This window comes from Advenella faeciporci (genome assembly GCF_014652395.1).
Lineage (GTDB): Bacteria > Pseudomonadota > Gammaproteobacteria > Burkholderiales > Burkholderiaceae_B > Advenella > Advenella faeciporci.
Window position 1 is genome coordinate 80,256 of the sequence record NZ_BMYS01000001.1, and the last position, 14,664, is coordinate 94,919.

Here is a 14,664-nt window from a genome sequence, read left to right on the forward strand (position 1 = left end):
TCTACTCCTGAGACAACGGGTGTCCTGCATGATAAGCCGCCCTTCCACGGGGGCCATGAAAATATTCCTGAATCCAGGGGTTGTCGACCTGCTCTATTTTTTCCAGTACATCAACGGCCAATACTTTCTTTTCCGACAAAACGGCAACCCGGTCACAAGCGGTATACAGTGTATCCAGATCATGGGTGACCAGAAAAATAGTCAGTCCCAGGGCATTACGCAAGGTCATGATCAATTGATCAAAACTGGCGGCACCAATGGGGTCAAGCCCTGCCGTTGGTTCATCCAGAAACAGGATGGCCGGGTCTAGCGCCAGGGCCCGGGCCAGGGCAGCACGCTTAACCATACCCCCTGACAGACTGGCCGGGTAATCATATGCGGCTTTGGCAGGCAAACCAACCAGCGCAATTTTCAAACGGGCAATTTCCTCGGCATCGGCCCGTTTCAGACCCGCCTGTTCTATTAAAGGGAAAGCCACATTTTCAAGTACTGTTAACGATGAATACAAGGCGCCACGCTGAAACAATACGCCAAATTTTTTCTCCAACCGGGAGCGGTCACGGTCTGACAACTGAGGCAGGTTTTGTCCAAAAACCCTAACCGAACCGGAAAAAGGCCGAAGCAGACCCACGATAGATCGGAGCAGCACCGACTTTCCGGTACCCGATCCACCCACGACGCCCATGATTTCTCCTTGGTAGACATCAAGGTCAAGATCCTTGTGGACGACATGGGTACCAAAACTGTTCACCAGATCCCTGACTTCAATGACCGGTGTCGGGTTTTCAGACCATTTCCCTACCATCCCATCTCCATGAAAAACAATGCGGCCAAAGCATCAAGCAAAATAACCAGGAAGATACATTGCACCACACTGGAGGTGGTATGTTCGCCCACGGATTGGGCGCTGCCATCAACCTTGAAACCTTCATGGCACCCAACAACGGCAATCACAAAAGCAAAAACCGGCGCTTTGGCGATACCAATCCAGAAATGACGGGCCGCCACATTCTCACTGATAATATCAATAAACATGACTGGGGAAATATCAAGGCTTAAGGCACAAACCGCCATGCCACCCAGGATGCCGGAAATCATGCCAAGGAAAGTCAGTATGGGCAGGGAAACCAGCAAGGCCAGCACGCGCGGGATCACCAATAGATAGACCGGATTCAGGCCAGAAGCCCTGAGCGCGTCAATTTCCTCGTTGACCTTCATGGAGCCCAACTGGGCCGTAAAGGCACTGGCAGTTCTACCTGCCATCAAAATGGAAGTCAGTAAAATGGCAAATTCACGCAAATTGGAAAATGCCACCAAATGCACCGTATAAACGGAAGCACCAAAATCGGCCAATACGGTGGCACCTAAAAAGGCAATAACGGCTCCCACCATAAAAGTGAGCAGCATAACAATGGGTACCGCATTTAAACCGCTGGTTTGTACCTGCGAGACCACCGAAGTAAAACGCCATTGACGGGGATGCCAAAGAAGGCGAAACAGGGCTTCAAGTGTTAGCCCTGAAAACCCCAACAATGAAATAAGCTGTTGCCACACAGCGGTAATTGCATATCCTATTTTGCCAAAAAACTGGCTGATTGCACCGGTTTCAGACTTTTGCATGCCCGCGTTTGTGAGGTCAAGCGCCTGCGCAACTGTTTGGATAAGCGCTTTCTTTTCGGCTGGTAACTGACTGTCTGCCAATAACAGCAAACGCGTCTTTTCCTGCCCCAGCAATTGGATCAGCCTGGATGCACCAACGGTATCAAGCATGCCAAGACGGCTGCTATCCAGACTGATTTTTTCAGGTAAGGGCTGCTTTTTATACCGGTTTGAGAGTTTTTCCAATGCGACAAAATTATCCAGTGTCCAGTCACCCTGAATACAAAGATAATCACCATCTACCCGCTGCTCAGCCACCAGAAATTCAGCTTGCATGGGATCCACATTGAAAATAACAGTAACGCATTTTACCTTTCACTCACCAAATGGTATTTGCACAGATCTTACTATAATTCATTTCTAAAAACCCAGATCTGACCCCGCCCCGAGCAAAGTTGCCACACCCAGTGCAGCAAAAATACAGGCAGCAATCGTATGAACCAGTTTCATGGGAATGCGGTCAGCCAGCTTGTCGCCAATAAATACAGCCGGCACATTGGCAATTAACATACCTAATGTGGTACCTATGACGACCATTAATAAGGTTATGAAGTGAGCATCAATGGCAGGTGCTGAATAGTGGGCGGCCATGGCAACCGTGGCAATCTGGGTTTTGTCACCCATTTCCGCCAGGAAAAAAGTAATGAGCGTGGCCCCAAATACCCCAAACTTCCCGGCAATATTGGTTTCTTCTTCTTCGATTTTATCAGGAATCATGGTCCAGATGGCCATAGCAATAAATGAAAGACCCAGCACCCAACGCAAAATCTCCGGGCTGACAGCGGATGTAATCCAGCCACCCAAGGCACCGGCCAAACCGTGATTGACGACGGTAGCAACAAGAATGCCCAGAATAATTGGCAGGGGTTTTTTAAAGCGGGCAGCAAGAATAAACGCCAGCAATTGGGTTTTATCACCCATTTCAGCCAGGGCTACCACGCCGGTAGAGACAAGAAGCGCTTCCATAAAATACACCTTGGCCGGAAAAAGACGAATGACTACCGCACTTCTCCGGCCAATATGGAAAGCGCGATAATCAAAGGTCTTGCCAAGTTTTGTACAAACCGTTTGCGCCATGGCGAATGCCAAGCATGTTGACGCAAACCTCTGGAAACAGAGAGGCTACTCCCCAATGAAGTAAACGGATTCTAGCATGTTCAAGAAATAATAAAAGCCTGTTTTGGCGATTAGGCCACACTATTACCATTTATTGAACTGGAAACCGCCAGGCCTTTCTCATCAAACAAGCCCTCGAATAAAATCGAGCTTAAATAACGCTCGCCAGAATCGGGCAAGATAGCCACAATGACTTTACCTGCATTCTCGGGCAGTTTGGCCAGGCGAACAGCAGCGGCAACGGCTGCCCCACATGAAATACCGGAAAGAATACCTTCTTCACGGGCAAGACGCAGTGCATATTCCACAGCTTCCTCATTGCCAACCTGCTCTACGGCATCAATCAAGGAAAGATCAAGTACCTCGGGAATGAAACCGGCACCAATACCCTGAATTTTATGTGGACCAGGCTTGATTTCCTGGCCGTTACGGGCCTGTGTAATAACCGGACTTGCCGTGGGTTCTACGGCAACCGACTGGATTTTCTTGCCTTTGGTATTTTTTATATAACGGGTGGCACCGGTAATAGTGCCACCGGTACCAACACCGGCAACCAGAATATCAATCGCACCATCGGTATCATTCCAGATTTCAGGACCCGTGGTAGCCTCGTGAATGGCGGGATTGGCAGGGTTTTTAAATTGGTGAAGCAAGACATATTTGGCCGGATCTGAAGCCACAATTTCCTCGGCTTTGGCAATGGCACCATTCATGCCCTTGACGCCCTCGGTAAGCACCAGTTTGGCACCAAAAGCGGCCAACAGTTTACGACGCTCGACACTCATGGTGTCGGGCATGGTCAGGGTAATGGGAATACCTTTTGAAGCGGCCACAAATGCCAGCGCAATACCTGTATTGCCACTGGTTGGTTCAACAATTTCTTTTCCGGCGGTCAATATACCTTTCTGCTCTGCATCAGCAACCATGGCGGCACCAATCCGGCACTTTACCGAATATGCGGGATTACGCCCTTCAATTTTTGCCAGAACCGTTGCACCGGCACCATCGGTTACGCGATTTAATTTAACCAAAGGTGTGCGCCCTATTGCCTGCGCGTTATCAGAAAACCATTTAGCCATACAGATACCCAAAAAAATTGCTGAAAAATTTCAGTTTGAAGATTAAATTTCAAAAAAGTATAGGCTGATTCTTTAAAAAAAAGAACAACTAATTTATTAATTTTATATTACTAAAATTTATATAAAACACATAAAAAATAATGTACAAACAAGACAGGCACAACATCAAGGAGGAAAAATTGGATCTGGAACTTTCAAACAAACAGGTACTTATCACCGGCGGGTCAAAAGGAATTGGATTGGCCAGCGCCATTGCCCTGGCCAGAGAGGGAGCCCATATTCACCTGGTTTCGGGCAATGTCCAAACCCTGGCAAAGGCAGCCGACGAGTTAAAAACACAAACCGGCACAACAGCACAAACCACGGCACTGGACTTATCCCTTCAGGAAAGCCGCGAACAACTGACTCCGGTTTTGGAAAATACCGACATCCTGATTAACAATGCCGGGGCCATTCCCGGTGGCGGCTTCAAGGAAGTTGACTCTGCAACCTGGACCAAAGCGTGGGATCTGAAAGTACACGGTTATATAGAATTGACCAGGCTGGCCTTGAATATCATGATGTCAAGAAAATCGGGAGTCATTATTAATGTGATTGGCGCTGCAGGCAGTAACCCCCGCTATGAATATCTCGCTGGCTCTACCGGCAATGCGGCACTGATCGCCTTGACCAAGGCAGTAGGCGGCTACAGCAGCACAGCCGGTGTACGCGTGCTGGGCCTTAACCCGGGACCGACTAAAACCGATCGCCTGCTAACACTTTACAAATCGCGGGCACAAGCCAAATTCAATGACCCAGAACGCTGGCAGGAACTGCTTGAGCACCTGCCTTTTGGCCGCCCTGCCGAACCAGGAGAAATAGCTGACATAATTGCTTTTCTTGCCTCAGCAAGGGCATCCTATCTTACCGGCGTGGTTATTGAAGCCGATGGTGGCGCCAGCTTTCTGAAATAAGCCAGCGGTTTTCATGTCATTCAAAGCGCTGGAATGAAAACCAGCGCTTTTTTTCCTTTAAAACCAATCACATTAGCAGGCTGCCATAAACCGGCAATTCCGTTATAAAAAGACAAAACGCTTATTAAACGATCAAAACTTATTAAAACCAAAATAAATATTTATTTATCAATGGCTTATAAAAATATTTCAATCTTATGAAATAGTTATCCACAATGATCTCAACAAAATTTGTGGACAGATTCAGCCATGTGGACAAATTTCCCCGGCTTTAAACCGCCCTGCCCTTGAGCAATGCGGTTGTGATTTCAGCCACATGCTTACCCTGGTAATGCGCGCCATCCAGCTCATTTTTACTGGGTTTTCTGGCGCCGTCACCCCCTGCAATGGTGGAAGCACCATAGGGGCTGCCACCAGTGACTTCATCAAGGATCATTTGCCCCTGGAATGAATAAGGCAAGCCCACCACAATAAAGCCCTGGTGCAACAGCACAGTATGGGTTGATAAAATAGTGCTTTCCTGCCCGCCATGCTGGGTGGCGGTAGAGGTAAAGACGCTGCCCACTTTACCGATCAAGGCCCCTGAAGCCCATAAACTGCCGGTTTGATCCAGGAAGTTTTTCATTTGGGCAGCCATATTGCCAAAGCGGGTTGGCGTGCCAAAAATAATGGCATCGTATTCAACCAGCTCTGCCGTGGTGGCAATAGGTGCCTGCTGGTCCAGCTTGAAATGCGCATTGCGGGCAACCTCTTCAGGAACCAGCTCAGGTACCCGTTTAACCACGACCTCTGTACCTGGCACCGCCCGCGCACCTTCGGCAACCGCTTGCGCCATGGTTTCTATATGACCGTAGGAAGAATAATAAAGTACTAAAATCTTTGCCATGATGATTCCTTCTGTTAAAAACTGCATGAACCACAAAGAAACGTACTGACACAGACAGTATATTACAAAACCGCCCAAATAATACATGGGTAACGCGGCCTAATCCGTTAGGCCACCGGGTGCTCATTCTTGGGAGAATCGTACAAGGCCTGATGCAAATTCTCACGGGCAATATCCGCCCAGGCTTCTACATCAAACTGTAATTCAAGCGTGGCACAGGTAGGCATATAGGCAACTCTATCTGTAAATAAATGGACAAAATCCGTTATCTCAGGGTTGTGACCTACCAGCATGACATAAGACAAACCATCATCAAAATCTTTCACGACCTCAAGAATATCGCCAGGCTGACAGGCATACAAACGGTCATTCACGGTAATATTCCTGTGCTTGTAGCCCAACGATTTGCCCAGGGCTTTTGCCGTTTCCGCAGTACGCACCGCCGGACTGGTTAACACCAGGTCAGGTTTGACCCCACGACTGGCCAAACGTTTCCCCATTTTCTCTACATCATGCTTTCCCCTGCCCGCCAATGGACGGATACGATCCGGCAGGGTAGGATCGCTCCAGCTTGACTTTGCATGACGAACCAATAATAAGGTTTTCATTTTTTTATCCTTAATGTTAAATCCTGCTCAACATTATCATGCCATTGTTTCAGGCAGAGGGATGAACTCAGTATTGTCATCGGGCGGAAGTGAAAATTTCCCGGCCTTCCAATCCGCCTTTGCCTGTTCTATCCGTTCTTTCCGGGAAGATATAAAATTCCACCACATATGCCGTGGCCCCAACGGCTCGCCCCCAAGAAGCATTAGACGGGTGTTTTCCTGCGCCATCACATCAGGCAAGCTGTCCCTGGCAAAAACCAGCATTTGCCCAGCCACATAAATTTGCCCCTGTATCTGCAGTTTGCCACTATTAATATAGAGCGCTCTTTCAGGATAAGCCCGAGGCAACGGTACCCGCATGCCCATGCTTACTTCCATATGCAGGTAAAATAACGGAGAGTGAACCGTTACCGGGCTTTCCAGCCCAAAAGCGCTACCGGCAATAAGTCGGGCCCACAGGCCTTCCTCCCTCATGACCGGCAACTCAAACGCATTGTAATGAACAAAGGAAGGTTTGGTTTCTTCATACTCTTCGGGCAAGGCAACCCAGGCCTGGATACCATCAAGACGCCCTCCGGTAGCACGCATGCCGTCAAAACGCTCTGAATGGCTAATACCTGCACCCGCTGTCATCCAGTTTAATTCACCAGGCAAGATAAGTTGCTTATAACCTAGACTATCCCGATGCGTCATTTCACCTTCGAACAGATAAGTCACGGTAGATAGACCAATATGGGGGTGAGGCCTAACATCACGCTCAAGTGGAATGGGCGCCACCATATCATGAGGCCCCATTCGATCAAAGAAAACAAAAGGACCTACCGATCGGCACTTGCGAAAAGGCAACACCCTGCCCACCTCAAATCCACCACCAAGATCATGGCGGCGTGTTTCAATTACGATTTCTGGCATGATGGTTTTTCCTGTAAAATCAAGGCATAATTCATGATAAATGAAATCCTTAAGCTTGACTTGTGGTGTTTTTACCCATTAGCCGAAAATCATAACCATTACTTACATATTTATATTTTAAGTATTAAGTAACTATCATATAATCGCAGCACCTGAAAAGGTGGACGGCCCCGGGTTGATTGCAGCTTGGATACAATCAACCAAAGCAGTTGTCGCAAATTTGCTGGCTGCTTTGCCGTCCTTCATAAAATTGCCACAGACCCTGCCCCGGCTATTTATTAAAAGCCATGTTCGGTTGGGGCATCAGGATTTACCCAGTTCCCTTAACTGTTGCTGCAAAGTCATTCTATCCAAGGTCTCCAACGGCAGACTCATTAAGTGTCTAATCCGGTTGGTCACCTGAAAAAGCACATTATCAAAAGCCCTGCGCTGTGCATCTGCATCGCCCTGAACGGCAACCGGATCAATAAATCCCCAGTGAGCGGTAATGGGTTGCCCCGGCCACACAGGACACACTTCCGCGCGGAAAACTACCGGCACTATATGCCTTGAAACGATCTTTACCGATATTATTCATGATAGCTTCGGCCATAATGCTTCTTGCCGAGTTGCCTGTGCAAATGAACAAAACGTTGTATTTTTTGTTAGCCATATTATTCTTCTTTATTTGTTAAATCACACTTTCTCAGCGCAAAATCCGGCCAGCTCCTGGAGCCGCTCAATCCCTACCGGTTCTTCCTTCAACAACGGTACAACCGCATAACGCCGGGCATGTAACGTTGCCACCGCCTCAATTTCTTTCAATTCATTTAATGCCCGTTGCCGAAGCAAAGCAGATGTTGGTTGACTTGCCGCCACACTGTTATTGACAATCCAGGCCCAGGGCTTGATACCAGCCCGCTGCAAATCTGCCTGTAAATTCGCCGCTTCCAGCACGGGCGTGGTTTCTGCCAGCGTAACAAGTAGCACCTTGGTCTGGCGAGGATCCTGCAGTTGCATCATTGGCGTAGTGAAATGAACCGGAGTATCTCCCATTTGCCGGACTACATCCCGGTGGTAAGCACCGGTAGCATCCAGCAACAGCAAGGTATGGCCGGTGGGTGCGGTATCCATCACCACAAACTTTTTCCCAGCCTCGCGGATCACCCTTGAAAAAGCCTGGAATACGGCAATTTCCTCGGTACATGGCGACCGTAAATCCTCTTCAAGCAAAGCACGCCCCTCAGCATCCAGTTTTGCCCCCTTGCTTGCCAGAACATGCTGACGATAACGCTCTGTTTCTTCATGAGGGTCAATCCGGCTAAGTGTCAAGCCAGGCAAAGTGCCATCCAGTGTCTCAAGCAAATGGGCTGCAGGATCAGAGGTGGTCAAATGTACCGGCAACCCGCGCCTGGCAAGCTCAACGGCCACGGCAGCAGCCATGGTTGTTTTACCACCCCCCCCTTTTCCCATCAGCATGACCAGGCCATGGCCGTCAATGGCAATATCATCAATCAATGTTGATAAATTGGGGGCCTGCAATACCCTGTCGGGAATACTGACTGGCTGGTTTTCCAGCGGAAGACCATTTTTCAATAACTTGCGCAAGGCATCCAACCCGACCAAATTGAACGGTTTTAACGCAATCTGGTCCATGGGCAAGGTGCGGATATTTTCCGGAATGGAAGATAACATGGCCTGTTCCCGAGACACAATGGCCGCAGCAAGCTCATCATTGTTTGCCTCATCAACGGGCAACACACCATTAATAACCAAATACTGGCGGGTAAGACCAATTGCGGCCAGTTCCTCATGCGTCCGTGCAACCTCTCTTAGCGTTGCGCGCTGTGCCCGTGCAACCAAAACCAGGCGAGTACGCAATGGATCACTCAAAGCCTCTACCGCTTCCCTGTACTGGGCTCTTTGTTTTTCCAGTCCGGCCAAAGGCCCCAGGCATGAGGCATCTCCCTTGCCTGCTTCCAGAAAACCACTCCAGGCCCCCGGCAACTGCAATAAGCGAATCGTATGCCCCGTGGGTGCCGTATCAAAAATGATATGCGCATAGTCTTTGGTTAATGCGGAATCCACCAAGAGGGCTGTAAACTCATCAAAAGCCGCAATTTCTGTGGTGCAGGCTCCTGACAACTGCTCTTCAATACTTTTGATTGCCGCTTCTGGCAGTGAATCACGTACCGGTTCCACGATACGGTCACGGTATGCCTGGGCAGCTTGCTGAGGATCAATTTCCAGCGCAAACAAATTGGGAACCTGGATTATTGGCGTAATCCTGTTGCCAATACTCGTACTGAATACCTGACCGACATTGGATGCCGGATCGGTACTGACCAACAGTATTTTTTTACCGGATTCCGCCAGCTGAACAGCCGTTGCACAGGCAATCGAGGTTTTACCCACCCCACCTTTACCGGTAAAAAAAAGAAAATGGGGAAGATTATCCAAAAATTTCATGATGATCCTTTTTGCTGATTATTTAATAAAGAGGACTGCCTTGCACCTGCCACATTAAAACATTAACAGCATTTCCACCTGAACAGCAGCCACTTTGTGCCGCTTCTTCATGCTGTTCCGGAGTCATGCCCGCCCTGCGCGACAACTCTGTCCTGCCGGGATAACGGCCTGCCAATGCCTGGTCTACATTAACGCCACATACACCCGTACTGCAACATAAGGCATGGGTCAAATATTTGAATTGCCATCATTTTGATTCTCCAACTATTATTGAATTAAAAACCAAAAAACAACACATAAACAGCTACTCCACTACTATCCTTATACGACCGGGGAAATGGGTGGCAACAGGGAACCAGAACAAATTGAATCAACGCGTGGCGTTGCGCACTGTTCAGGATGCCCGGCACAACATTCTTCTGTCAGGTAGGCAATCAGATCTAACATAAGCGTAATATTTGCCCGATAGCGCTGAAAACGCCCCTCTTGTTCGGACGCCAGTAACCCGGCCTGAACCAGCGCCTTCAAATGAAAGGATAAATTGGTAGGAGGAATATCAAGCATGGTTGCTATTTCACCCGCTACCATGCCTTCTTCCCCTTTTTTAACCAAGAGACGATATATATCCAAGCGAATGCCAGAGGCCAATGACTCAAAAATTGTAGTTGCAATTTGTTTTTCCATTGTTTGATTGTACAAGTATTATTGAAATAATCAAATAGCTTACATTCAATATTTTTCCATCCAGCAAGGTGACCTTTTTACCAGAACGATCCTTTTACCTGTTTATTTGAACGCACCCTTGCGCTTAAGCCGGCCACTCTGCCAATACGCCGGGTTCCTTTATGTACCTTTACTTGACAGTCTTAAATTTTTTACCCAAACTGGCCAATTATCATTAAACTTGTTACCCTCAAATAATCTTCTTTTTTATAACAAAAACATCAATGGACAAACAATTAAACAAGCAATGGTATTACGGCTGGAACATTGTGGGGGCCGCTACCATTCTGACCTTACTGACTGTGGGCATGCGACTGGGCATAGGCCCGTTTTTTTTACCTATTATCAATGACTTGCAATTTACCCGCAGTGAACTGTCAGGAGTTATTGCCATCGGCATGCTTTTTTACGGGCTTGGCATGCCCGTTGCCGGCCATTTGGTGGGTACCAAGGGTACCCGTTTTGTGCTTTTGTCAGGGACAGCCATTGTGGTTGCTTCTTCAATCTGGACAACCATGGCAAGCAGTTTGACCAATTTTTTCTTTGCCTATGGTATTTTCCTTTCAATTGGATTGGCCTTTACCAGTCAGGTAGCGCTAACACCCGTCATCAGCCGCTGGTTTATCAGGCAAAGAGGCATGGCGCTGTTCTTTTTATCCACGGGTTCCATGGCAGGTATCGCCATCATGACCCCCCTGTTTACGTATACTAATGAAACTTTTGGCTGGAAAGAAACTATCCTTGGTTTTGCCGCCGTGTTTGCCCTTATTACTATTTTCTCTGCCCTGTTCATCATTCGCGAACACCCGCCAGAACATGCCGACCTGTTAAATAGCGCTTCAGCTAAAAAGACAACCGCTGCCAAACCAGCCACGCAAACAGCTCCCATCAGCCTGAAACAGGCCTTGCGCACCGGACCATTCTGGAAAGTAGTACTGGGACTGTTTGCCTGTGGCTATAGCATGAACCTGTTAGGTGCCCACGGTGTTCCAATGTTGATGGACCACGGTTTTGACTCGGCCAGTAGCGCACTGGGAATCGGCCTGATTGGCCTGATTGCCATTTTCAGCACTTTAGTACTGGGCCGTATTTCAGATATCCTGCCCAGACGCCATATGTTGGCGGTTATTTATTTTGTACGCGGACTGGGTTTTTTCGGGTTGGTCATGGTTGCCGTTAACTGGCAGCTTTTTGGCGTAGCCACCGTGGGTGGCGTAGTCTGGGCAGGCAGCATCGCCCTTTCTTCCGCCATTCTGGCTGATATTTATGGCGTAAAACTGGTTGGCGTACTGTATGGCCTGGCTTATGTAGGGCATCAGGTGGGCGGCATGATCAGCTCATGGCTGGGGGGATGGGCCTATGAAACCTTCCATACACACTGGATTTCTTTCGGCTCTGCCGGTTTCTTCTTGCTGCTTGCCGCCATCATTTCATTAACGCTACCCGATAAAAAACAATTCCAGCCTGCTTGATGGCACGGCCAGCCTGCTCACTTTACATTGAAAACAAATGCATAAATACACTTTGAAAATCCGTGACGGGAAAATTGTTCAGATCCTTGCCAAAAGCGGTGGAGACGCCATTAAAAAAGCCGTCAAGGCATATGGTTGCCAGCCCGATGAAATTCTGGTTATTGCGGCTCAAAAAATAGAAGCCTACCGGCCAAAATAAGTATGGCATAACAACATAATGCAACGTCTGAAGGTTATAATTCGCATCTGATTTATTCATGCTTCAAAAAATCACCGGCAATTTATAACCCATTAAAGGCAAATTAGTTGCAACACTCCTTTGAAATCAATGCCATCGCCAGTTTCACGCTGGCCATTCTGCTCTTGTTTATCGGTAAGGGCTTAAGCAACCGCCTTACCTGGCTACAGAAATACAGCATCCCGGAACCCGTTATTGGCGGGCTGGTTTGCACGGTTATTGTTTGCATTGCCTATTATCTTCTGAATATTCGGATTTCCTTTACCCTTGGTGTACGCGACATGCTATTGCTCTATTTTTTTGCAGCAATTGGACTTGGCACCAATATCCAAACCTTAAAACAAGGCGGTCGGGCCCTGGTTATCCTGGTGATTGTGGCCACGGTTTTCATGGTGTTGCAAAACCTCCTAGGCATGAGTATTGCCAAGTACTTTGGCATGGACGCCCGAATCGGCTTGATGGCAGGTTCTATTTCATTAACCGGTGGCGTTGGCACCACCATGGCCTGGGCCAAACATTTTGTAGACACGCTAGGACTGATCAATGCCGTTGAAGTTGGGATTGCGGCCAACATGATGGGCATGATTTCGGCCTGTATTATTGGTGGTCCGATTGCCAGCTTCCTGATCAAGCGGCACCACATACAAAGTTCAGCCGACCCCGAACTTGATATTGGGATTCGCTACCAGGATGAGCCCTATAAACGGCTTAACTATTACGGTGTGCTGATGGCCATTTTCTGGCTGAATATTTCCCTGCTCATGGGCAAAGGGATTATTGGCATGATTGAACTAACGGGCCTTAACTTGCCTGCCTTTGTGGGTTGCCTGCTGGCTGGCATCATTATCCGTTCAGTGACATCGCTGGTGGTACCCAATGGAGGTCGCATCTGGCGCTGGCATAGCATGCAACCAGGCATTGCCCTTATCTCTGATTTAAGCCTGGGTATTTTCCTGACCATGGCCCTGATGGGTTTACAGCTGTGGGTCTTGCAACCCATGATCCTGTTCATTACCACCGCTATGATTGTCCAGATTCTACTGGTTGTTATTTTCACCCTAGTGGTGGTATTCAGGGTTATGGGGCGCGATTATGAAGCCGCCGTCATGTGTTCGGGCTTTGGCGGCATCGCGCTGGGTTCAACGGCCACGGCAATTGCCAACATGAGCGCCGTTACACGCGTATACGGCAATGCCCCACGCGCCTTTATTGTAGTGCCGCTTGTTTGCGGATTCTTTATTGACCTGATTAACGCGCTTATTATTGGGTTTTTGGCCAGGTAAAACCGGGTTATGAAACAGCCCTGAACCTGCTAACCCAGGCAGCCAGCCAAAAACTGACGGCAAGCAGGATTGCGCAAATGGCTATCGCCCAAATAACGGCATCGTAACTCTTGGTACTTGACCAGATCCAGGCCGCCACCAAGGGTGAAAAAGCCTTGACCAGGGTGCTGGGAAAAGTCAAGATACCATTAAGCGCACCATATGCCCGCTTGCTTAACATTTCGGGCACAACCAGCCCCCGCACAATGGTAAAAATCCCGTTACTGGCGCCATACGCCACACAGGCGGCAGCAACAATCCATATACTGGAAGGTTGCATCGCCAATACAATAAACACGACGGGAAAAACAGCAACCACCAAGGCACCAATGCGTCGCATGGACATGCCCGCCGCAAACATACTGATCAGGATGCGACCGGCCACCTGCGCCGGCCCAATGGTGGCAATCACCCAAACCACGTTTTGGGTAGACAACCCGCTTTCAATAAACAGCGGATACATATGAAAAGTGAAGGCAGTGAACGCCCCTGCATAAGCTGTAAGCGCCAGCATCAACAGCCAAAACACCGGTTGCCGGAATGCAGCGTTTATTGCCTGCTGATCGGTTTGTTGATGAGTGTCAAGGTGTGGCTGTGTGGCATGGACAATATCTTTTTCTGGCCTGATAAAGCCATAATATAACGCGGCACAAAGCACGCCATTAATAGCCGCCAATACCAGCAAGGCATCGCGCCATCCCCAAAGATCAAGCAGAAGCTGAACCAGTGGAATAAATACAGTGCTGGCAAATCCCCCCCATAAAGTAATGGCGGTAATGCCTGACCTTGCCCTGGTCGCCCCTACCCGGCGCACAATAACAGCAAAGGCGGGTTCGTACAAAGTGGTCGCCTGCAATGCACCCAAACCGGCAATAAGCAAATAAAACCCAAGCAAACTGCTTACATGGGACCACATAAAAAAGAGTACCCCTGCCAGCAATGACCCACCGGCCATAATCACTTTGCCGTGCCCTTTATCAACCGCCACCCCTACCGGGTAGGCAAGAAACCCCGCCAGCACCAGGCCAGCCGTTGCGGCCCCGTATACATTGGTTCTGGACCAACCCAGTTCTGCAATCATGGCTTCAGCAATAAGGGGGAAGCTGTAATACAGCGACCCCCACGCACATATTTGACCAATCCCCAGTGCCGTAATAAGCACAAGGGCACGGTCAGGACCTTCCAATGCACCGGAAGCACCTTGCGATACATTAAGCTGAGAACTGGACATGAATGGGTTATTCCAAG

At 48.7% G+C, this 14,664-nt stretch carries 15 protein-coding genes, 1 pseudogene and 1 riboswitch; of the genes and pseudogenes, 4 read left to right on the forward strand and 12 right to left on the reverse strand.

Annotated elements, in window-relative coordinates:
- Position 1 precedes the first annotated feature (1 nt).
- The 4 genes from IE074_RS00365 to cysK all read right to left on the reverse strand — a co-directional run bounded on the left by IE074_RS00365 (position 2) and on the right by cysK (position 3,854).
- The gene (locus IE074_RS00365; RefSeq protein ID WP_189383463.1) at positions 2–805 is read right to left on the reverse strand and encodes an ABC transporter ATP-binding protein; all 804 of its coding nucleotides are present in this window, start codon (positions 803–805) and stop codon (positions 2–4) included.
- On the reverse strand, positions 799–1,935 hold the full coding sequence (locus IE074_RS00370) for an MlaE family ABC transporter permease (protein WP_189383464.1): 1,137 nt from the start codon (positions 1,933–1,935) through the stop codon (positions 799–801). The genes IE074_RS00365 and IE074_RS00370 overlap by 7 nt, the downstream gene beginning before the upstream one ends.
- An 84-nt stretch (positions 1,936–2,019) precedes the next feature.
- Complete coding sequence (locus IE074_RS00375; protein ID WP_189383727.1) at positions 2,020–2,625, reverse strand: TMEM165/GDT1 family protein; 606 nt, start codon at positions 2,623–2,625, stop codon at positions 2,020–2,022.
- Between the two features lies 1 nt (position 2,626).
- Positions 2,627–2,804, reverse strand: a riboswitch (yybP-ykoY riboswitch).
- A gap of 42 nt (positions 2,805–2,846) precedes the next feature.
- Entirely contained in the window at positions 2,847–3,854 is a 1,008-nt protein-coding gene (gene cysK, locus IE074_RS00380) for a cysteine synthase A (protein WP_189383465.1), read from the reverse strand.
- Between the two features lie 179 nt (positions 3,855–4,033).
- Between cysK and IE074_RS00385 the strand changes: the two genes are divergently transcribed.
- Positions 4,034–4,807 carry a short-chain dehydrogenase/reductase gene (locus IE074_RS00385; RefSeq protein WP_189383466.1) on the forward strand — a complete coding sequence of 258 codons (774 nt, stop codon included), beginning with the start codon at positions 4,034–4,036 and terminating at the stop codon, positions 4,805–4,807.
- A gap of 271 nt (positions 4,808–5,078) precedes the next feature.
- Here IE074_RS00385 and wrbA read toward each other — a convergent pair whose 3' ends face one another.
- The 7 genes and pseudogenes from wrbA to IE074_RS00420 all read right to left on the reverse strand — a co-directional run bounded on the left by wrbA (position 5,079) and on the right by IE074_RS00420 (position 10,345).
- Entirely contained in the window at positions 5,079–5,693 is a 615-nt protein-coding gene (gene wrbA, locus IE074_RS00390) for an NAD(P)H:quinone oxidoreductase (protein WP_189383467.1), read from the reverse strand.
- A gap of 107 nt (positions 5,694–5,800) precedes the next feature.
- Positions 5,801–6,301, reverse strand: coding sequence for a SixA phosphatase family protein (locus IE074_RS00395; RefSeq protein WP_169294828.1), 501 nt, complete (start codon positions 6,299–6,301; stop codon positions 5,801–5,803).
- A 36-nt stretch (positions 6,302–6,337) separates the two neighbouring features.
- The gene (locus IE074_RS00400; RefSeq protein ID WP_169294829.1) at positions 6,338–7,213 is read right to left on the reverse strand and encodes a pirin family protein; all 876 of its coding nucleotides are present in this window, start codon (positions 7,211–7,213) and stop codon (positions 6,338–6,340) included.
- A gap of 303 nt (positions 7,214–7,516) precedes the next feature.
- Positions 7,517–7,865, reverse strand: a pseudogene (locus IE074_RS00405) (arsenate reductase/protein-tyrosine-phosphatase family protein).
- A 23-nt stretch (positions 7,866–7,888) separates the two neighbouring features.
- A complete protein-coding gene (arsA, locus tag IE074_RS00410; RefSeq protein ID WP_189383468.1) occupies positions 7,889–9,661 on the reverse strand; it encodes an arsenical pump-driving ATPase in 1,773 nt (590 codons plus the stop codon).
- Positions 9,662–9,683: 22 nt separating this feature from the next.
- Positions 9,684–9,893: an arsenic metallochaperone ArsD family protein gene (locus tag IE074_RS00415; protein ID WP_229793830.1), complete on the reverse strand. Its 210-nt coding sequence runs from the start codon at positions 9,891–9,893 to the stop codon at positions 9,684–9,686.
- 89 nt (positions 9,894–9,982) lie between these two features.
- Positions 9,983–10,345: an ArsR/SmtB family transcription factor gene (locus IE074_RS00420; protein ID WP_189383469.1), complete on the reverse strand. Its 363-nt coding sequence runs from the start codon at positions 10,343–10,345 to the stop codon at positions 9,983–9,985.
- 263 nt (positions 10,346–10,608) lie between these two features.
- On the opposite strand from IE074_RS00420, the gene IE074_RS00425 reads away from it, so the two are divergent.
- From IE074_RS00425 to gltS, 3 genes are all read left to right on the forward strand, one after another.
- Positions 10,609–11,856, forward strand: a complete 1,248-nt coding sequence (locus tag IE074_RS00425; protein WP_189383470.1) for an MFS transporter — start codon at positions 10,609–10,611, stop codon at positions 11,854–11,856.
- 37 nt (positions 11,857–11,893) lie between these two features.
- Positions 11,894–12,055 (forward strand): hypothetical protein, encoded by a 162-nt coding sequence (locus tag IE074_RS00430; RefSeq protein ID WP_189383471.1) that lies wholly within the window; start codon positions 11,894–11,896, stop codon positions 12,053–12,055.
- A 107-nt stretch (positions 12,056–12,162) separates the two neighbouring features.
- Positions 12,163–13,377, forward strand: a complete 1,215-nt coding sequence (gene gltS, locus IE074_RS00435; RefSeq protein WP_189383472.1) for a sodium/glutamate symporter — start codon at positions 12,163–12,165, stop codon at positions 13,375–13,377.
- 7 nt (positions 13,378–13,384) lie between these two features.
- Here gltS and IE074_RS00440 read toward each other — a convergent pair whose 3' ends face one another.
- Complete coding sequence (locus IE074_RS00440; protein ID WP_189383473.1) at positions 13,385–14,647, reverse strand: MFS transporter; 1,263 nt, start codon at positions 14,645–14,647, stop codon at positions 13,385–13,387.
- Positions 14,648–14,664 lie beyond the last annotated feature (17 nt).